Origin of the sequence: Streptomyces sp. NBC_00443 (genome assembly GCF_036014175.1) — a bacterium.
Classification (GTDB): Bacteria; Actinomycetota; Actinomycetes; order Streptomycetales; family Streptomycetaceae; genus Streptomyces.
Genome location: NZ_CP107917.1, coordinates 2,587,512 through 2,606,246, shown reverse-complemented (window position 1 = coordinate 2,606,246; position 18,735 = coordinate 2,587,512). Strand labels below are relative to the sequence as shown.

Annotated in this window: 16 protein-coding genes and 1 pseudogene; 6 read left to right on the top strand and 11 right to left on the bottom strand. The window is 71.3% G+C overall.

Annotation, left to right across the window (positions count from 1 at the left end):
- Positions 1–11: 11 nt before the first annotated feature.
- Positions 12–809 (top strand): maleylpyruvate isomerase family mycothiol-dependent enzyme, encoded by a 798-nt coding sequence (locus tag OHO27_RS11405; RefSeq protein WP_328422873.1) that lies wholly within the window; start codon positions 12–14, stop codon positions 807–809.
- A gap of 74 nt (positions 810–883) precedes the next feature.
- Here the strand turns inward: OHO27_RS11405 and OHO27_RS11400 are convergent, their stop codons facing one another.
- The 7 genes from OHO27_RS11400 to OHO27_RS11370 all read right to left on the bottom strand — a co-directional run bounded on the left by OHO27_RS11400 (position 884) and on the right by OHO27_RS11370 (position 7,631).
- Entirely contained in the window at positions 884–1,540 is a 657-nt protein-coding gene (locus OHO27_RS11400) for an LAETG motif-containing sortase-dependent surface protein (protein WP_328422871.1), read from the bottom strand.
- A 179-nt stretch (positions 1,541–1,719) separates the two neighbouring features.
- The gene (locus tag OHO27_RS11395; protein WP_328422869.1) at positions 1,720–2,844 is read right to left on the bottom strand and encodes an LOG family protein; all 1,125 of its coding nucleotides are present in this window, start codon (positions 2,842–2,844) and stop codon (positions 1,720–1,722) included.
- Between the two features lie 37 nt (positions 2,845–2,881).
- The gene (locus tag OHO27_RS11390; RefSeq protein ID WP_328422868.1) at positions 2,882–3,301 is read right to left on the bottom strand and encodes a VOC family protein; all 420 of its coding nucleotides are present in this window, start codon (positions 3,299–3,301) and stop codon (positions 2,882–2,884) included.
- Between the two features lie 138 nt (positions 3,302–3,439).
- Positions 3,440–4,816: a hypothetical protein gene (locus OHO27_RS11385; RefSeq protein ID WP_328422867.1), complete on the bottom strand. Its 1,377-nt coding sequence runs from the start codon at positions 4,814–4,816 to the stop codon at positions 3,440–3,442.
- Positions 4,798–5,538 (bottom strand): ABC transporter ATP-binding protein, encoded by a 741-nt coding sequence (locus OHO27_RS11380; RefSeq protein WP_328422866.1) that lies wholly within the window; start codon positions 5,536–5,538, stop codon positions 4,798–4,800. The genes OHO27_RS11385 and OHO27_RS11380 overlap by 19 nt, the downstream gene beginning before the upstream one ends.
- Before the next feature lie 184 nt (positions 5,539–5,722).
- A complete protein-coding gene (locus tag OHO27_RS11375; protein ID WP_328422864.1) occupies positions 5,723–7,096 on the bottom strand; it encodes an aspartate aminotransferase family protein in 1,374 nt (457 codons plus the stop codon).
- Between the two features lie 19 nt (positions 7,097–7,115).
- Positions 7,116–7,631: an Lrp/AsnC family transcriptional regulator gene (locus OHO27_RS11370; protein WP_328422862.1), complete on the bottom strand. Its 516-nt coding sequence runs from the start codon at positions 7,629–7,631 to the stop codon at positions 7,116–7,118.
- Between the two features lie 168 nt (positions 7,632–7,799).
- Here OHO27_RS11370 and OHO27_RS11365 point away from each other — a divergent pair, with 168 nt between their 5' ends.
- Both OHO27_RS11365 and OHO27_RS11360 read left to right on the top strand, forming a co-directional pair.
- On the top strand, positions 7,800–9,239 hold the full coding sequence (locus OHO27_RS11365; RefSeq protein ID WP_328422860.1) for a gamma-aminobutyraldehyde dehydrogenase: 1,440 nt from the start codon (positions 7,800–7,802) through the stop codon (positions 9,237–9,239).
- Between the two features lie 183 nt (positions 9,240–9,422).
- Positions 9,423–10,613 carry a polyamine ABC transporter substrate-binding protein gene (locus OHO27_RS11360; RefSeq protein ID WP_328422858.1) on the top strand — a complete coding sequence of 397 codons (1,191 nt, stop codon included), beginning with the start codon at positions 9,423–9,425 and terminating at the stop codon, positions 10,611–10,613.
- 24 nt (positions 10,614–10,637) lie between these two features.
- Here the strand turns inward: OHO27_RS11360 and OHO27_RS11355 are convergent.
- A pseudogene (locus OHO27_RS11355) lies at positions 10,638–11,986 on the bottom strand (diacylglycerol/lipid kinase family protein).
- A 126-nt stretch (positions 11,987–12,112) separates the two neighbouring features.
- Here OHO27_RS11355 and OHO27_RS11350 point away from each other — a divergent pair.
- Positions 12,113–12,649, top strand: a complete 537-nt coding sequence (locus tag OHO27_RS11350; protein ID WP_328422856.1) for a hypothetical protein — start codon at positions 12,113–12,115, stop codon at positions 12,647–12,649.
- On the opposite strand, the gene OHO27_RS11345 is transcribed toward OHO27_RS11350, so the two are convergent.
- Positions 12,639–13,844, bottom strand: coding sequence for a serine hydrolase domain-containing protein (locus OHO27_RS11345; protein WP_443059534.1), 1,206 nt, complete (start codon positions 13,842–13,844; stop codon positions 12,639–12,641). The two genes, OHO27_RS11350 and OHO27_RS11345, sit on opposite strands and share 11 nt — an antisense overlap.
- A gap of 234 nt (positions 13,845–14,078) precedes the next feature.
- On the opposite strand from OHO27_RS11345, the gene OHO27_RS11340 reads away from it, so the two are divergent.
- A complete protein-coding gene (locus OHO27_RS11340) occupies positions 14,079–15,776 on the top strand; it encodes a sigma-70 family RNA polymerase sigma factor (RefSeq protein ID WP_328422854.1) in 1,698 nt (565 codons plus the stop codon).
- Here the strand turns inward: OHO27_RS11340 and OHO27_RS11335 are convergent, their stop codons facing one another.
- Both OHO27_RS11335 and OHO27_RS11330 read right to left on the bottom strand, forming a co-directional pair.
- Positions 15,777–16,481 (bottom strand): glycerophosphodiester phosphodiesterase, encoded by a 705-nt coding sequence (locus tag OHO27_RS11335; RefSeq protein ID WP_328422852.1) that lies wholly within the window; start codon positions 16,479–16,481, stop codon positions 15,777–15,779.
- A 65-nt stretch (positions 16,482–16,546) separates the two neighbouring features.
- A complete protein-coding gene (locus OHO27_RS11330) occupies positions 16,547–17,608 on the bottom strand; it encodes an adenosine deaminase (protein WP_328422850.1) in 1,062 nt (353 codons plus the stop codon).
- Positions 17,609–18,323: 715 nt separating this feature from the next.
- Here OHO27_RS11330 and OHO27_RS11325 point away from each other — a divergent pair.
- Positions 18,324–18,569 carry a DUF4190 domain-containing protein gene (locus OHO27_RS11325; RefSeq protein WP_328422848.1) on the top strand — a complete coding sequence of 82 codons (246 nt, stop codon included), beginning with the start codon at positions 18,324–18,326 and terminating at the stop codon, positions 18,567–18,569.
- The last annotated feature ends 166 nt before the right edge of the window (positions 18,570–18,735 follow it).

Genomic DNA, 18,735 nt, shown 5'->3' with positions numbered 1-18,735 from the left:
AGGTTCGGGGCATGACGCCACTCCCGCACGATCGCCACTGCGACGAAATCGCCCATCAGATCGGCCTGTTGAGGGCCGTCGTGACGTCGGGCGCCGACCTGTCGGCCATTGTGCCGACCTGCCCGGACTGGTCGCTGGAGCAGCTCGTCCGGCACACGGGCGGCGCCCTGCGCTGGGTGGAGCTGACCGTACGGACTCGGGCCGAGGAGGAGATCCCGGAGGAGCAGGTGCCGGGGATCGCCGGCCCCGAGGGCGAGGGTGACGCCGCCGCGCTCGACGCCTGGCTCGCGGAGACCGGCGAGATGATCGTCGGCACGCTGCGGGAAGCCGGTCCCGACGCCAAGGTGTGGGGCTGGGCCGGCGTGCTGAACGCCGGATTCTGGGCCCGGCGTATGACCCACGAGATCACAATCCACCGCGCGGACGCGGCACTCGCCGCCGGCCTGCCCTACGAGGTCGCGCCTGACATCGCCGCCGACGCGATCGACGAGTGGCTGGAGATCGTCGAGTGGGCGCAGCGGACGCTGCCGGACGACCCGGCGCGGGAGCTGCGCCGGCCCGGGAGCAGCATCCATCTGCACGCCACGGACAGCACCCCCGAGCTGAATGCCGAATGGTCCATCGACCTCGACCAGGACGTCGTCGCCTGGCGGCGCGGCCACGAGAAGGCGACCGTCGCGCTCCGCGGCCCGCTCACCGCCGTGCTGCTCGCCTTCTACCGCCGGTTGCCGCTGGACAGCCCGGAGCTGGAGGTCATCGGCGAGCGGGAGCTGCTGGAGTTCTGGCTGGAGCGGGCGACGTTCGGCTGACAGGCGTATGGCCCGCCCCCCTTGGCATTCGCCGGGAAAGGGACGGGCCACAACGGTGTTGCTCTACGGGCGCGTCAGCGGTCGCTGCTCGCCCCGCGGCGCCGCAGTCCGAAGAAGACCGCGCCGCCACCGAGGGCGACCAGGCCGACCGCGATGCCGGCGATCAGGCCGGTGTTGGAGTTCGCACCGGTCTCGGCGAGGTTGGAGTCATCGGTCGCCGGGGACGGGGCGCTGCTCGCCGTGTCCGCGGGAGCGGTGCTCTCGCTCTCCGAGGGCGTCGGGGCCGGGCTCTCCTCGGCCGGGGTCGAGGCGGAGTCCGACGGGGTCGGGGTGTCCGACGGAGCCGGCGGCTCCTCCTCTTCCTTCTTGCAGGCCGTCGACGGGGTCGTCAGGTTCGGCTTGATGTCCTCGTCGACGTAGCCCGCGGCCTTGACGTGGACGCGGTACTCGGCGTCCGGCTTCCAGTTCTCGGCGAAGGTGATGGTGACACCGTCGCGGGAGCCCTTGACCACCTGCTCGCCGACCTTCTTCAGGTCGGCGCCGTTGTTCTGCAGGTAGACGCTGACGGTCGCGGGGATGCCGCTGGGGTCCACGTCGGTGACCGTGATGACGCCCTTGTCGCCGTCGCACTTGGCTTCGGCGGCGAATTCACTGATGTTGCACGCGAGCGCGTTGCCCGCGAGGCCGAGCGCGAGGGCGGCGGAGGCGGACGCAACACCAAGAGCGCGCACGGAGCGCGCAACAGTACGGCGGTTTATGGACACGTTTGTCCTTACGAGTTGCACCACTGAGGGGGGTTGAACGAGAGGCGGCGATGCGACATCACCGTCCCCAGGAGTCTCACAGGTTTATAAGCGTGGCATAAGCAGTGTCAACGCATATGCCGTCCCCGCACGTTGGCTTTGCCCTCTTATTGCTCGCCGAGGCGTTTCAGCGCCTGTGGAGCCTGCTCGATCCGGTCGACCAGGGCGATACGGGACTCCATCGACCGATCCCGGGCGAGGGCCTGCAACAGCGGCCAGGTCGGCAGTTTCTCCGTCCAGTGGGCCCTGTTCACGAGCACCATCGGGGTGGGCTCGCCGCGCGACTCGTAGTAGTTCGGCGTCGCGTTGTCGAAGATCTCCTGCACGGTGCCGGCGGCGCCCGGCAGGAAGACGACGCCCGCGTTCGAGCGGGCCAGGAGGCCGTCCTCGCGGGTGGCGTTGGCGAAGTACTTCGCGAGGTGGGAGGCGAAGGGGTTCGGCGGCTCGTGGCCGTAGAACCAGGTCGGGATGCCGACGGAGCGGCCGCCCTGCGGCCAGCGGGTGCGCACCTCGAAGGCGGCCGTCGCCCAGTCGGTGATCGAGGGTGTGAACAGGGGCGCCTTCGCCAGGAGTCGGAGGGCATCGCCGAGCATCTCGTCGTCGTGCGGGGCGGCGTACGCGCCGAGGTTCGCCGCCTCCATCGCGCCGGGGCCGCCGCCGGTGGCGACCGTGAAACCGGCGCGGGCCAGTTCCCGGCCGAGCCGCGCCGCCCCCTCGTACGCCTCCGTGCCGCGCCGCATCGCGTGGCCGCCCATGACGCCCACCACCCGGGCGCCGGACAGGAGTTCGTCGAGCGCGTCCGATATGGAGTCGTCGTGGATCGCGCGGAGCATGGAGGCGTGGATGTCGCGGTCGGCCTTGGTCCGCTGGAACCAGGCGTACGCGTGGGCGTCGGGAGTGTTCTCGTAGCCGTCCGCCAGCGACGCGAAGAGATCGTCGGGCGAGTAGACCAGGCCCCGGTACGGGTCGAAGGGCAAGCCGGGGACGGGCGGGAAGACCAGGGCGCCGTCCGTGCGGATCTTCGCGGCCGCGTCCTCGCGCATCGGGCAGCCGAGGAAGACGGCGCCCGCCGTGTCCGCGGTGAGCAACTCGCGCGTACGGTCCGTCAGGTCGACGGCCTGGATACGGAATCCGGCCAGGGAGCCGCGCGCCGAGACGGTCGCGTCGAACTCCTCCAGCGTCTCTATCTCACGGTCGTTGTGGTGGGCCGCATGGGCGGGCATCGTCTGCACCCGCCCATGCTAGGCACCGGACACGGGACGGCGGGGATCAGCCCTCGATGGCCGACGGGTCCATCCACACGACCTCCCAGGTGTGGCCGTCGAGGTCATCGAAGGCGCGGCCGTACATGAAGCCGTGGTCCTGGGTCTCGCCGGTGACGGAGCCGCCCGCGGCGACCGCCTTCTCGACCAGCTCGTCGACCTTCTCGCGGCTCTCGGAGCTCAGCGCGATCAGCACCTCGCTGGTCTTCGTCGCGTCCGCGATCTGCTTCTTCGTGAACTGGGCGTACTTCTCGTGGGTGTGCACCATCGCGACGATGGTCTCGCTGATCACCACCGAGGCGGTCGTGTCGTCGCTGAACTGCTCGTTGATCGGGTAACCGAGCTCCGTGAAGAACTTCTTCGAGGCGGCGAGGTCGTTCACGGGCAGGTTCAGGAAGATCATCTGCTGGTAGGCGGGGGCGGTCATCGTGGTCTCTCCCTCGGGTGGCTGCTGCTTCCGTTGCTGTTCGGTGGGATAGACCGGGGGTCCGAGCGGAAGTCATCGCCGGGCGGAGATTTTTCTTACGAGTTTTCGGCGGGGCTGGGCGGGGCCCGCCGGCCGGCTTCAGCGGGCCAGGGGCGTCGCGGCCAGTTCGGCCACGATCAGGGTGAGCGGGCAGAAGAGGACCAGCAGCGCGCCGGCGCGCAGGGCTGCCGCGCTGCGGAGCAGGGTGGTGGGGGCGCCGAGACGGAGCAGTGCGGCCGTGGTGTCGGCGCGGGCCTGCCTGGCCTCCACGGCGGCCGTGAGGAGGGTGGCCACGGCACAGCCGGTGACCACGGTGGCGCCGACGGCGCTGAGAGGGCCGATGGCGTCGGTGGCCGCGGGGGCGGACAGGGGCGCCATGGCGTACGCCGCGGAGGCCACGGCGCAGACGACGCCGAGGGGGCGGCCGATGCGGGTGGCCTCCGCCATCAGGACGCGGCCCGCGAGGAGGCGTACCGCGCCCGGACGCACGGCCTGCAGGACGCGGCCGCACAGGTGGGTGAGGCCGGGGGCGGCGAGGGCCAGTCCGAGCGCGGTCAGGAGCCAGCCGACCAGGACTCCGGCAGGGCCGGTGGGGAGGGCGGCGGGCACGGTGAGGGGAGTGGGGGTGGCGGTGCGGCCGGCGTAGGCCTCCACGGCGATGCCCGCGGCGAGGACCGCGATGCCCCAGGGCAGGCCGGCGGGGGTTCTGCCGGGAGCAGGCATCTGGGTCACGTGGGCCGGCGTTTCCCCGGTGTCGTCGGCTGCGGCCGGGGAGTCGGTCGGGTGGCCGGGCGCCGGTGGGGTGCTGCCGTCCTCCCCCGGGGCGGGCGCCGCTTCACCGGCACCACTGCCCGCGGACGGCGCGGCAGCGCCCTCGCTGTCCTCCGCGGCGCCCGGCGCTGCCGTGCGCCCCCGCCTCGGCTGGGCCCCGGACGGCCGCCCCGCGCCCCGCGCCCCGGTGGGCCCGGGTTCCTTCGGGCGCAGGACCAGCGCCACCGTCGTCGACGCGATGGCCGGGGTCAGGGTCAGCAGGGTCAGGGCGGCCGGCAGGGGGAGGGGGGCGTTCGCTGCCAGGAACTGCGATGCGGCGCCGTCGAAGGGCATGCCGGTCAGGTCGCCCCGCAGGTGGAGGAAGACGAGCAGGGCGAGCATCGAGCCGAGGGTGCAGGACAGGGCCGTGGTGGTGGCCGAGACCAGCATCAGACGGGCCGGGCCCAGTCCGATCGCCGACAGGCCGGGGCGAGGCTTGGTGCCGGGGTCCGTGCGGGCCACCGCCACCGCGAAGTGGACCGTCGCGGCCAGCGGGGGCACGCACCAGGCAAGCCGGAGGGCCGACGAGGCCGTGTCGGCGTGGGACATGGCGTAGCCCAGGGTGCACAGCAGCAGGAAGCCCGTGCCCGCCGACGCCGCGGCCAGGAGCAGGCGGCGCAGTTGTACGGCCGGCTGGGCGCCGCGGCTCAGACGGAGAGCGAGCACGCGGCCCGGCCTTCCGTCGCGGTGACCGGAGGCAGGTGCACCGTGTTCACGCGCCGTCCGTCGAGCAGGGCCAGGGTACGGTCGGCCAGGGCCGCGTTCTCCGCGTCGTGGGTGGCCAGGACGACGGTGATGCCGTGCGAGCGGGCCGCTGTCGTCAGGGTGCGCAGGACGTGCGCGCGGTCGGCGCGGTGCAGCGGGGCCGTCGGCTCGTCGGCGAACAGGACCGTGGGGGAGGGGGCCAGGGCTCGGGCGATGCACACGCGCTGGCGTTCGGCCTGGACCAGCTGATGCGGGCGCTTACGGGCCGCCTCGCCGACGTCCAGGCGGTTCAGCCACTCCAGCGCGGTCGTCTTGGCGCGGCGGCGGCTGGTGCCGCGCAGCATCAGCGGGAGCGCGGCGTTCTCCCAGACGTTCAGTTCGGGGACGAGTGAGGGGGCCGGGTCGATCCAGGTGAAGCGGTCGCGGCGGAGCCGTTCGCGCGCCGTCGGGGTCATGGTGTGCACCGGCACGCTGTTGAACCAGACCTCGCCGCTCCGGACGGGGGCCAGGCCGGACAGACACTGCAGGAGAGCCGTCTTGCCGCTGCCGCGGGGACCGGTGACGGCGAGGATCTCCCCCTCACGCACACCCAGCGAGACCCCGCCGAGTGCGGGGGAGCCGTCGCGGTGCGTGAAGTGCAGCGCGCGTGCCCAGAGCACGTCGTTGTCCGGCGGAGCCTCCATGGGCGTACACCTCGTCAGATCCGTAGTTCCCGGGCCGTTCCCCCGTGCGGGGGAACGAAGACAGGGCCGATCGGTTACCAGGCACGCTAAGGATCCGGGGGCGCGACGACGGACAGCACGCGGCGGGGGTGCACCCTTGTCACTCCTTCGGGTGCACCCCCGCCGTCGAAGGAACCTCGTGCGGCTAGAGCTTGGTCCACGCCTCCGTCAGCGTCGCGCGCAGGATCTGCTCGATCTCGTCGAACGTGTCCTGGTTGGAGATCAGCGGCGGCGCGAGCTGGACGACCGGGTCGCCGCGGTCGTCGGCACGGCAGTACAGGCCGTTGTCGAACAGGGCCTTGGAGAGGAAGCCGTACAGAACCCTCTCGGTCTCCTCGTCGTTGAACGACTCCTTGGTCGCCTTGTCCTTGACGAGCTCGATGCCGTAGAAGAAGCCGTTGCCGCGGACGTCGCCGACGATCGGAAGGTCGTACAGCTTCTCCAGCGTCGTGCGGAACGCGGCCTCGTTGTCGAGGACGTGCTGGTTGAGCTTCTCGCGCTCGAACAGGTCGAGGTTGGCGAGACCCACCGCGGCCGACACCGGGTGGCCGCCGAAGGTGTAGCCGTGCAGGAAGGTGTTGTCGCCCTTGTAGAACGGCTCGGCCAGGCGGTCGGAGATGATGCAGGCGCCGATCGGGGAGTAGCCCGAGGTCATGCCCTTGGCGCAGGTGATCATGTCCGGGACGTAGCCGAACTTGTCGCAGGCGAACATCGTGCCCAGGCGGCCGAAGGCGCAGATGACCTCGTCCGACACCAGCAGGACGTCGTACTGGTCGCAGATCTCGCGCACCCGCTGGAAGTAGCCGGGCGGGGGCGGGAAGCAGCCGCCCGCGTTCTGGACCGGCTCCAGGAAGACCGCGGCGACGGTCTCCGGGCCCTCGAAGAGGATCTGCTGCTCGATCTGGTCGGCGGCCCAGCGGCCGAAGGCCTCCGGGTCGTCACCGAAGATCGGGGCGCGGTAGATGTTGGTGTTCGGCACCTTGTGCGCGCCCGGGACCAGCGGCTCGAAGGGCGCCTTCAGGGCCGGCAGACCCGTGATGGACAGGGCGCCCTGCGGGGTGCCGTGGTAGGCGACCGCGCGCGAGATGACCTTGTGCTTGGTGGGCTTGCCGGTCAGCTTGAAGTACTGCTTGGCCAGCTTCCAGGCGGTCTCCACCGCCTCGCCGCCGCCGGTCGTGAAGAAGACCTTGTTGAGGTCGCCCGGCGCGTGGTCGGCCAGCCGGTCCGCCAGCTCCACGGCCTTCGGGTGGGCGTAGGACCAGATCGGGAAGAACGCCAGCTCCTGCGCCTGCTTGAAGGCGGCCTCGGCCAGCTCGACGCGGCCGTGCCCGGCCTGCACCACGAACAGGCCGGCGAGCCCGTCGAGGTAGCGCCTGCCCTTGTCGTCGTAGATGTAGGTGCCCTCGCCCCGGACGATCGTCGGGACGGGGGCGTTCTCGTACGAGGACATACGCGTGAAGTGCATCCACAAGTGGTCGTACGCGGTCCTGCTGAGGTCCTGAGGGCTGTTGCTGCTCACGGTTATCGGGTCCTCACGGTTATCGGGTTCCCCACATGTAGGTCTGCTTCTTGAGCTTGAGGTAGACGAAGCTCTCCGTCGAGCGCACTCCGGGGACGGCGCGGATGCGTCGGTTGATGACGTCCAGAAGGTGGTCGTCGTCCTCGCAGACGATTTCCACCATCAGGTCGAAGGACCCGGCGGTCATCACCACGTACTCGCATTCGGCCATGGCGGTCAGTGCGTCGGCCACGGACTCCACGTCGCCCTCGACGTGCACGCCGACCATCGCCTGCCTGCGGAAGCCCACGGTGAGCGGGTCCGTGACGGCGACGATCTGCATGACGCCCTGATCGAGCAGCTTCTGGACGCGCTGGCGCACGGCCGCCTCGGACAGGCCGACGGCCTTGCCGATGGCGGCGTACGGCCGGCGGCCGTCCTCTTGAAGTTGTTCGATGATGGCGAGGGAGACGGCGTCCAGCTGGGGACCGCCGTTCCTGGACTCGCGGGAGTCCCTGTGCTCTGCGCTTCGACTGGCCACGACGTCACTGTGCACGACGTCTCGACAGTTCCGCAAGGCCGATGCGATGAAATTCGTTGTTTGCGCGACCGAGACCTGCGGATTTCGCAGAAGAGGTGCCAGTGGGGGTGTTGAAAACGTGGGTCAGCCGATTAGGGTGGGTGTCTCAGAGAATGGACAGCTCTACCTGACAGGAGGCCGGCAGTGAGCACCGAGCTGCGTCGTCTGCGCAACTACATCGACGGTGAGTTCCGGGACGCCGCCGACGGACGGACCACCGAGGTGGTCAACCCCGCGACGGGCGAGGCGTACGCAACCGCGCCGCTGTCCGGGCAGGCGGACGTCGACGCCGCGATGGAGGCCGCCGCGCGGGCCTTCCCCGCCTGGCGTGACGCGACCCCCGCCGAGCGACAGAAGGCCCTGCTGAAGATCGCCGACGCGTTCGAGGAGAGGGCCGAAGAGCTCATCGCGGCCGAGGTGGAGAACACGGGCAAGCCGATCGGACTCACGCGGTCCGAGGAGATCCCGCCCATGGTCGACCAGATCCGCTTCTTCGCGGGCGCGGCGCGGATGCTGGAGGGCCGCTCGGCCGGTGAGTACATGGAGGGCCTGACCTCCATCGTCCGCCGTGAGCCGATCGGCGTCTGCGCGCAGGTCGCGCCCTGGAACTACCCGATGATGATGGCCGTGTGGAAGTTCGCGCCGGCCCTCGCGGCGGGCAACACGGTCGTCCTGAAGCCGTCGGACACCACTCCGGCGTCGACCGTCCTGATCGCCGAGATCATCGGAGGCATCCTGCCCAAGGGTGTCTTCAACGTCATCACCGGCGACCGTGACACCGGGCGGCTGATGGTCGAGCACCCGACTCCGGCGATGGCCTCCATCACCGGTTCGGTGCGGGCCGGTATGTCGGTCGCCGAGTCCGCCTCCAAGGACCTCAAGCGGGTCCACCTGGAGCTGGGCGGCAAGGCGCCGGTCGTCGTCTTCGCCGACACCGACATCGCCAAGGCCGTCGAGGACATCTCCGTCGCGGGCTTCTTCAACGCAGGGCAGGACTGTACGGCCGCCACGCGTGTCCTCGTCCACGAGGCCATCCACGACGAGTTCGTGCAGGCGCTCGCGAAGGCCGCCGCCGACACGAAGACCGGGCAGCCGGACGACGAGGACGTGCTGTTCGGCCCGCTCAACAACCCGAACCAGCTCAAGCAGGTCTCCGGGTTCATCGAGCGGCTGCCCGCCCACGCCAAGGTGGAGGCAGGCGGTCACCAGGTCGGCGACAAGGGGTACTTCTACGCGCCGACCGTGGTGTCCGGGCTGAAGCAGGACGACGAGATCGTCCAGAAGGAGGTCTTCGGTCCGGTCATCACCGTGCAGTCCTTCTCGGACGAGACGCAGGCCGTCGAGTGGGCCAACGGCGTCGAGTACGCGCTCGCGTCGTCCGTGTGGACCAAGGACCACGGGCGGGCGATGCGGATGTCCAAGGCGCTGGACTTCGGGTGCGTGTGGATCAACACGCACATTCCGCTGGTCGCGGAGATGCCGCACGGCGGGTTCAAGAAGTCCGGGTACGGCAAGGACCTGTCGGCGTACGGGTTCGACGACTACACGCGGATCAAGCACGTGATGACGTCCCTGGACGCGTGACGCTGCGCTAGGCGCCGCGGGGGTCGTGGCCGTCTCACGGCTGCGGGTTCGATGTGGCCGGTCGCGCAGTTCCCCGCGCCCCTTCGCGGCGTCGCAGCCCCGGACGGAGTGAGTACCGTTCGGGGCTGCCGCTCGACATGGCGTCGATTGATCGGCCGCGGTCAGCAGCGGCATGCTGCGGCAATGGCCCTCCCCTCGATGAACTCCCCGCTGTCCCGCCGGACTTTGCTGCGCACCCTCGGTGCGGGCGCTGCGCTCGGTGGGCTCGCCGGCTGCGGTGTGCGGCCCGCCTATGTGTCGCCTGGCGACCGGGCCGCCACCGATGTCTCCGCGACCGACAAGCGGCTCACCTGGGCGAACTGGCCGCTGTACATCGACACCGATGACGAGGACCAGACGCGGCGGCCGACGCTGGAGGCCTTCCAGAAGCGCACGGGCATCTCCGTCGAGTACGTCGAGGAGATCAACGACAACGACGAGTTCTTCGGCAAGATCAGTCCCGCCCTGATGAACCATCAGCGCACGGGCCGCGACCTCGTGGTCATCAGCGACTGGATGTGCGCCCGGTTCGTCCGGCTGGGCTGGGTGCAGGAGATGGACCGGGCGCGCCAGCCGAACGTGACGAAGTACCTGGACCCGTTGCTGCGTTCGCCGGCCTTCGACCCCGGACGGAAGTACACCGTGCCGTGGCAGTCCGGCATCACCGGCATCGCGTACAACCGCCGCCGGCTGGGCCGCGACGTACACAGCGTCGCCGAGCTGTGGGCGAGCGACCTGAAGGGCCGGGTGACCCTGCTCTCCGGTCTGGACGAGGCGTTCGCGCTGCTCATGCAGGGCAACGGCGTCGACATCACCCGCTGGACGGCGGACGACTTCCACACCGTCTGCGACCAGGTCGAGCAGCAGGTCCGCAAGGGCCAGATCCGCCGCTTCACCGGCAACGACTACATCAAGGACCTCTCCAGCGGCGACGTCCTGGCCTGCCAGGCCTACTCGGGCGACGTCATCCAGCTCCAGGCGGACGACCCCGACATCCGCTTCGTCGTCCCCGAGGAGGGCGCCGAGCTGTGGTCGGAGTCCCTGATGGTCCCGAACCTGGCCCGCCACAAGGCCAACGCCGAGCGGCTGATCGACTACTACTACGACCCCGAGGCCGCCGCCGAACTGGCCGCTTGGGTCAACTACGTCTGCCCGGTCCCGGCCGCCCAGGACGTCCTCGCCTCCGCCAAGGAGGAGGAGACGGCGGCGCTGGCCGAGGATCCGCTGATCTTCCCGGACGCGGCCATGCGTCGGCGTCTGGCGATCGCTCGGGACATCACGTCGGACGAGCGGGTGGAGTTCGCGAAGCGGTGGAACGCGATCGCGGGGTTGTAGGCGGCCCTACTGCCCCTGTGCCCCCTACCAGGGACCCCGCCGGTGCACCGCCGTCCGCCCCACCGTCGCCGCCAGTTTGCGCAGCCGGCGCCAGTCCAGGCGGGGGCCGCGCTGGGGGATGCCGGGACGTTTGCGGGGGACGCGGACGCGGAGGGTGCCCGGAGTGATGCGGATGTGGACCGGGGTGGGAAGGACGAGGGCCTCGCCGTCGATGCCGGCCTCGATCTCCTCGCGGTCGGCCTCGATGACCACCTCGGTCGCGGACAGGATGGTCAGGCCGGGCGGCGCCGGGTCGAGGAGCAGTGCGGCGGCCTCGGCCGCGCTGTCCACCCTGATGCCGAGGACGCCGAGAACGGCGGCGTCGAGACGGTCGCGGCGGCCGAGCCCGAAGGGATCGTCCGTGCGGTAGGGGTTGTTGCTGACCAGCACGGCGTGCGGAGCGTCGAGCGTGGTGCCCGCCGCCCGGACGGTCAGCAGCGGGCCCTGCTGGCGGGTGAGCAGATCGGGCAGCAGCTCCAGGCTGGTGCCGATCTTGTCGTCGCGGTAGCCGGGGCTCTGCACGATGGCCGCGTACGCCCCGAAGGAGGCGTTGTTGACGAACGCCCGGCCGCCTGCGAAGCCAAGGTCGACGCGCAGTTCCACGCCGTCGACGAGCGCGTCGAGACAGGCGGCGGGGTCCTCGCGGTCGAGGCCGAGGTCCATCGCGAAGTGGTTGCGGGTGCCGGCGCTGATCACCAGGAACGGGATGTCGTACGCGGCGGCGACGGCCGCGACCAGCGCCTGGGTGCCGTCCCCGCCCGCCACACCCAGCAGATCCGCGCCCTGAGCAACGGCCTTGCGGGCCAGGGCGGTGACGTCCTGGTGCTCCTCGGGGTCGAGGAGGACGACCTCGGCGCCGAGCCGTTCCGCCTTCTCCTTGAGCGCGAAGCGGTCCACCTTCCCGCCGCCGGAGCGGGGTTCATGATCAGGACCGCCCGCCGCGGTGGCGCAGCCTTGCGCCCCCGCATCACCCGTACTCGTGGGCTGCCCGCGCCCCGCAGCGCGTACCGGCCGCTCCACACGGCCACCGTCCACAGCGCCACGGACGCAAGCAGCGCCCAGAACAGGGTGGCCGCGAACAGCACGACCACGGCGGCCGGTACGGCCAGGGCCACGACGCCCGCCACCCAGCGCAGCGTTCCGCGCAGTGTCAGCGTCCACCACACCGCGACCGCGCTGAGCCCCAGGCCCGCCGCGCCGGCCACCAGCAGCAGAACGCCGCGGACACCGCCGTAGGCGAGTGGCACGAGCACCGCGAGCCCAGCGGCGGCCAGTGCGGCCCGCGCCGCCCACCGCTGCCCCCGGTAAGCCCGTTCGCTCAGGTCCAGGCCCATGCGTCCTCCCTCGTCGGCGGACATCGTAGGGCCGGGCCTGCGCGGGGCGCATGGCGGCCTTCGCTTCGGGCACCGCGGCGGCAACCCGTTTTGAACGTGTTCAACCTCTGGCTGTACGCTGCCCCCATGAGCGACAGAGCCGCCCTGCTCAAGGGCATCCGCGTCTGGCTGGCCCTCTTCGTCGTCTGTCTGGTGCTCAGCGGCGCCACGGCCTTCCCCCTCGTCCACGAACTGCGCTGGACCGAGGACCTGTTGCGCGCCCTGTCCGTGCCGGAGCACCTCCCCGGCCTCATGGACTGGATCGAGCGCGTCCGGCGTGGTCTCGACACCGCCGACGCCGACTACCCCTTCCTGCTCTACGGCACGGACTGGCTCGCCTTCGCCCATCTCGTCATCGCCGTCGCCTTCTACGGCCCCTACCGCGACCCGGTGCGCAACATCTGGGTCGTCGAGTTCGGGATGATCGCCTGCGCGGGGATCATCCCGCTCGCCCTGATCTGCGGGCCGATCCGCGGCATCCCCCTGTGGTGGTCGGTGATCGACATGTCTTTCGGCGTCTTCGGGGTGATCCCGCTGTACGTCGTGCGGAAGAGGATCAAGCGGCTGGAGGCGCTGACGGATGCGTCGGCGCCGCCGGCCGCTGCCGCCGTCGTCAGCGGTTGAACGCCGGGAAGGCGAAGCGCTGGGCGATGGACATGCCGTCGCCCTTCGCGTCGGTCGAGTTGACGGAGTAGACGACCGTCCGGGACAGATTGCGGGTGGCCGCGACGACGGTGTGATAGCCGGGGCGGGCACCCGTCTTGCCCCAGATCTCCTTGCCGTTCAGCTCGAAACGCTGCAGCGAGGCCCCCATGGTGGCCCCGTCGATGTCCGGGACCCTGAACATCTCCGTCAGCTGCGGTTCGGGCACGACCCGACCGCGGAACAGGGCGAACAGCAGCCGTTCCAGGTCCGCCGTCGTCGAGATCATGTCGCCGGCCGCGAACCGGTCGGACATGTTCCACTCGGTCACGTCGACCAGCTTGCCGTCGATCCAGTCGTAGCCGCGGTTGTGCGCGCCGCGAATGCGGGGGTCGGGTCCGGCCGGGAAGGAGGTGTGGCGCATGCCGAGCGGACGGAAGATCCGTACGGCCGCCTGGTGGGCGTACGAGTCGCCGGTGACCTTCTCGATCAGCATGCCCAGCACGGTGTAGTGGATGTTGCCGTACCGCTGGTGCTCGCCCGGCGCGTGGTCGGGGTCGGGGCCCTTGGCGACCGACGCGGCCACCACCTCCTCGGGGGTCAGCGTCTCGAAGCGGTGCTCGTACCCGTCGTCGACGTCCTCGCCGAGGGACGCCCCCGGCTGCAGACCGCTGGTGAAGTTCAGCAACTGCCGTACGGTGATGGGCGCGAAGTCCTCGGTGAGCAGGCCGGGCAGATACTGCTGCACCGTCCCGTCGAGGGAGATCCGCCCCTCGGCGGCGAGTTGCAGGGTGACCGCCGAGGTCACGATCTTCGTCGTGGAACCGGCGCGGAAGCGGGCGTTCTCCAGCGCCGGCGCCCCGGTTCTCATGTCCCGCACGCCGGCCGTACCGTGCCAGCTCCCCTTGCCGCCCACGCGGATCAGCGCGGCCGTGGCGTCCTTGTCGGGCAGCCCGGCGAGCGCGGCGCACAGGGCCTTGACGTCGGGACCGCCCTTCGGGGCCGTCTCGATCGCGTGCGCGGAACAGGACGATGACGACGTGGGCCGCGCGGAGGCCGTCCCGGCAAGCGGCAGGGCGGCCAGGGTCAGCGCGAGCGCGGAGGCGAGGAGGGCGGGAAGCGGGCGTACGGGCATCTGCTGCTCCTGGAGTCGGGTCGGTGGGATGTCCGTGATCATCGTCGGGCCGTACGGTCCCGCGGCGGATCGTCGGTGAGGAGGGGCTGCGACCCTGGGGGAGCCCGGAGCAAATGCCTTGCAGAGCAAGGGGGTTGTGGGGGATCGCCCCTACGGGGCGCCGGTCGGCGAAAAAGTGTTATCGCCGACCCCTTCACCGCGTCTCCACTGGCGGAATGTGATCTCCGATATAGCCGACAGTGCTGGTCGGGCTGAGAAGGTGCGTACGGGCAGCGCATGAGCCGGGAGAGGACGTACGTGGACGAGGGAGCCGGCAGGCAGTGGCGCTCCACCGTCGCTGCGGCGCAGGCCGGTGACCGGCAGGCGCTGGACGAACTGGTGGAGGGCTGGCTGCCGCTGGTCTACAACGTCGTCGGGCGTGCCCTGAACGGCCATGCCGACGTCGACGACGTCGTCCAGGAGACCATGCTGCGCGCCGTCGACAGCCTCGGCTCGCTGCGGGACCCGGACAGCTTCCGCTCCTGGCTCGTCGCGATCGCCATGCGGCAGATCCGGGACCGGGCGCGGCGCAAACAGCCCGCCCAGCTCGACGAGTCGGCGGCGTACGAGGCCGCCGATTTCGCCGAACTCACGGTCCTGCGGCTCCAGTTGGAGGGGCAGCGGCGCGAGGTCGCGGAGGCGGTGCGCTGGCTGGACGACGAGGACCGGCAGTTGCTGTCGCTGTGGTGGCTTGAGGTCGCCGGCGAGCTGACCCGGCGCGAACTGGCCGCAGCGGCCGGGATCAGCCGGCAGCACGCCGCGGTGCGCGTCCAGCGCGTGAAGGAACGGCTGGAGACCGCGCGCGGCATCGTCCGCGCACTCGACGGCGCCTGCCCCGACCTGCGCGAACGGACCGCCCCCTGGAACGGACGCCCTGACTCCGTCTGGCGCAAGCGACTGGCCAGGCACATCAGGGGCTGCGGCTACTGCGGCGACACCCGCGAGGCCGTCGTCCCCGCGGAACGCCTCCTCGTCGGCCTCGCGCTCGTCCCGATCCCGGTCGGCTTCACGCTGTCGCTGGCCTTCGGCGGCAAGACGGCCGTCGCGGCGACGGCGACGGCGGCCTCCGTCGGCTGGTCCGCGAAGGTGATGGCCGCGATCACCCAGCCCGCCGTGGCGGTGACGGCCGGGGCGACACTCGTCGCGGGCGGCGCGTACGTCGTCACCCAGACCCCGCAGGCCCCGCCGCGCGCGGCCGCCCCCACCGCGGCGAGCACGGCCCGTCCGCCGGCGCCCACCCCGCCCGTGTCCCCGACGCCCACGCACTCACCGTCGTCCTCCCCCTCGCCGTCTCCGTCACAGTCGCGGAAGGCCGAGCCGTACGGCACGGTCGTCGATGCCGTCGACAAGGCTCCGGACCCGAACGCCGAGCCTGCCGCCCTGCCCCACCGTCCGGAGTCCGGCATCACCAGCACCTGGGGCGCGAAGGCCGTCATGCAGCACCGCGGCGAGAAGGTGACGCTCAGCGGGCAGGGCTACATCCTGGTGCGCTGGCAGATCTCCCCGCAGTCACGGCCGGGCGCGCTGGTCATGCCGACCTGGACCGGTCTGAAGGGCAGGCTCTTCCACGTCGCCTCCGGCGGCGGCCGCCGCATGGACGACACCACCGGCCCCGGCACCACCGGCATGGGCGGCCCCGACATCGGCTACACGGTCCTGCCGGACGGCACCCAGCAGATGTGGCAGAACGAGTACTTCTACGTCGACGGCTCGGTCACCCTCAACCAGAACGAGCGGGGCGCCGACTACGGCGTCATCGTCTTCCCGTCGACCTGGGACGCGGCCGAGAAGGACGTGCGGACCGGCCCCGACCAGGGCGCGATCCGCTACGGCCAGGTCCGCGACAACGGCAAGGACACCGCACCGGTACCGCAGTACCTCACCCGCGCGACCCCGGCCGATCCGGCGACGGTGCCTCAACGCTCGCGCGTCTAGCTAGCGGCTTTCGGCGTCGGACCGGGCGGTGAGCAGGCCGAGGAGGACGTCGATGCGGTTGGTCGTGATCGAGTCGGCGCCGAGGTCCAGCAGGCGGCGCATGGAGCGCCGGGTGTCCGGGGTCCAGACGGACAGCAGGTGACCGCCGCGGTGGACGCGCTCGGCGAGGGCGTGGTCGACCAGGCCGAAGCGGTAGTTGAGCCAGCGCGGGCGCACCGCGTCCAGCAGGGCGGGGCGCGGCGGGGCCAGCGTCGTCCAGGTCAGGGCGATCTCGGCGGCCGGATCTGCGGCCCGCACGGCCAGCATGGCCGGGGCGCCCGCGCAGTAGTACACGCGGTCCTGCGCCCCGCACTCGCGTACGACGTCCACGACCCGGCGCGCAGCCCGCACGTCGGGCGAGCCCGGCAGGTCGAGCATCACCCGGCTCCCACCACAAGCCGTCAGCGCCTCCTGAAGCGTGGGCACCCCGCCCGCCGTCAGCCCCCGCACCTCGGCCGCCGACAGCGCGAGCACCGGCCGGTCCTGCTCCCACAGCCGCTTCAGCGTGTCGTCGTGCAGCAGCACCGGCACGCCGTCCTTGGTGAGCCGTACGTCGATCTCCACCGCGTCCGCGCCCCGTTCGAGCGCGGAGCGCAGCGAGGCGAGCGTGTTCTCGCGGACGCGGTAGGGGTCGCCGCGGTGGGCCACGGCGGTCACGTTCTGCATGAGGGCATTCCGGTCGGGGTCGGGGGCCAGCATGGATGAGCCGAGGCGTGGAGGGCGCCGCCGGCTCAGGAGGCGAGCCAGTCGGTGGTGTACGTGTCGATCTCCGCCCTGATCCGCGCCTTGCCGGGCTCGTCGAGGAAGGACACGTCCACGGCGTTCTTGGCGAGGTCGGCCAGGCCCCGCTCGTCGAGGTCGAGGAGGCGTGCGGCGACCGCGTACTCGTTGTTGAGGTCGGTGCCGAACATGGGCGGGTCGTCGGAGTTGATGGTGACGATGACGCCGGCCTCGGTGAACTGCTTGATCGGATGCTCGTCGATCGTGCGGACCGCGCGCGTGGCGATGTTGGAGGTCGGGCACACCTCCAGCGGGATCCGGTGCTCGGCGAGGTGCGCGAGCAGCTTCGGGTCCTGCGCCGAACTGGTGCCGTGCCCGATGCGCTCGGCGCGCAGGTGCGTCAGGGCGTCCCAGACCGTCTCGGGGCCGGTGGTCTCGCCGGCGTGCGGCACGGAGTGCAGACCGGCGGCGATGGCCTGGTCGAAGTACGGCTTGAACTGCGGCCTGGGTACGCCGATCTCGGGCCCGCCGAGCCCGAACGAGACCAGGCCCTCCGGGCGCAGCCGGTCGTCGGTGGCCAGCCGCACGGTCTCCGCGGCGGACTCCAGGCCCGCCTCGCCGGGGATGTCGAAGCACCAGCGCAGCACGGTCCCGAACTCGGCCTCGGCCGCCTTGCGGGCGTCCTCGATCGCCGCCATGAAGCCGCTCTCGTCGATGCCGCGGCGGGTGGAGGAGAACGGGGTGATGGTCAGCTCGGCGTACCGCACCTGCTGGCGGGCCAGCTCGCGGGCCACCTCGAACGTCAGCAGCCGTACGTCCTCAGGGGTGCGGATCAGATCCACGACGGACAGGTACACGTCGATGAAGTGCGCGAAGTCCGTGAACGTGAAGTAGTCGACCAGGGCCTCGGGGTCGGTGGGGACCTTGGAGTCGGGGTGGCGGGCGGCGAGTTCCGCGACGATGCGGGGGGAGGCGGAGCCGACGTGATGGACGTGCAGTTCGGCCTTGGGCAGTCCGGCGATGAAGGCGTGCAGATCGCGCGGGACGCGGGCATCGACGAGGTTGTCGGTCAAGGTTCCTCCCCAGGAACGGCATCTCCGGCCGGACGTGTGGTCGGCGGGACGCGGGTGATCGGCTGATCGGTGACTCGGGGTCATCGTATGCCGGGGCCGTGCCGGAGATGCCCGGGCCTTAGCATGACGGCACACACGACGGAGGGGGCCGGGCATGTCCGACGACGCGCAGACGCCGGGGGCGGCGGACGGATCGGGGGGCGCGGCGGCAGGAGGGCCGGCTTCGTCGTCCGGTTCGTCGGAAACGGATCCGAGAACCTCGCTGGAGAAGACCAGGAGCAACGCGTCATCGGCCGAGCCGGATCCGTGGGCGCCGCCGGTCGCGCCCGGGGGGTCCGGGGGACCCGGCTACACCGTCGCCTCGAACGACCCGCTGACCTGGCACGCACCATCCGTGCACGATCAGCGGACGGTGACGTCGATGCCGTCCTCTGGCATGCCGACGCCGCCGGGCGAGTCGAGTGCCAATCCTTTCGCGGCGCCGGGGTCGGGGCCCACGTCGCCTGTGCCGCCCCTCGCGCCGGGCGGGCCCTTCGCGCCCCCGACGGCATCCGTTCCCTACGCCGCCCACGGTGAGCCCGTTCCGCCGCCGCCCATCGCGCCCGGCGGTCCGGGGCACGTTGCGTACGGCTATCCCGGGCCTGTCCAGGGTTACCCGCCGCCGGTCATGGGTCCCGGCACCGGGGGTTACTACGGGTGGCCCGGGGCGCAGGCCATGCCGAGCAATGGGATGGGTACGGCGGCGCTCGTGCTCGGGATCATCTCCGCGGCGATCTTCTGCCTGTGGCCGCTGGCCATCGTGATGGGTGTGCTGGCGTTGATCTTCGGCTCGATCGGGCGGGGGAAGGCGCGGCGGGGCGAGGCGACGAACCCGGGGCAGGCTCTGGCGGGGATGATCTGTGGGGCGGCGGGGTTGGTGCTGGGGTTGGGGATGCTGGCGGTGTTGATCTCGACGGTGTAGGGAGCGGGGTTTTGTTCCGGGGCTGAATTCGGGGCCTTCGCCTTTCAGCGCCGGTCCAGGCATTCCAGCCCGTCCGGCGTTTGAGGACGAGGCCGTTCAGGCCGACGACGGGGGTCTGGGGGCGGCAGCCCCCAGGTACGGGACGGGTAGGGGCGGCGGGGGCGAA

Bases quoted from the DNA above. Each gene is read 5' to 3' on its own strand.
- OHO27_RS11390 (WP_328422868.1), bottom strand. From the start codon at position 3,301: ATGACCGCCCCCGCCTACCAGCAGATGATCTTCCTGAACCTGCCCGTG.
- OHO27_RS11335 (WP_328422852.1), bottom strand. From the start codon at position 16,481: ATGCAGAACGTGACCGCCGTGGCCCACCGCGGCGACCCCTACCGCGTC.
- OHO27_RS11380 (WP_328422866.1), bottom strand. From the start codon at position 5,538: ATGGAGGCTCCGCCGGACAACGACGTGCTCTGGGCACGCGCGCTGCAC.
- OHO27_RS11340 (WP_328422854.1), top strand. From the start codon at position 14,079: ATGAGCCGGGAGAGGACGTACGTGGACGAGGGAGCCGGCAGGCAGTGG.
- OHO27_RS11345 (WP_443059534.1), bottom strand. From the start codon at position 13,844: ATGATCACGGACATCCCACCGACCCGACTCCAGGAGCAGCAGATGCCC.
- OHO27_RS11350 (WP_328422856.1), top strand. From the start codon at position 12,113: ATGAGCGACAGAGCCGCCCTGCTCAAGGGCATCCGCGTCTGGCTGGCC.
- OHO27_RS11405 (WP_328422873.1), top strand. From the start codon at position 12: ATGACGCCACTCCCGCACGATCGCCACTGCGACGAAATCGCCCATCAG.
- OHO27_RS11360 (WP_328422858.1), top strand. From the start codon at position 9,423: ATGGCCCTCCCCTCGATGAACTCCCCGCTGTCCCGCCGGACTTTGCTG.
- OHO27_RS11325 (WP_328422848.1), top strand. From the start codon at position 18,324: ATGCCGAGCAATGGGATGGGTACGGCGGCGCTCGTGCTCGGGATCATC.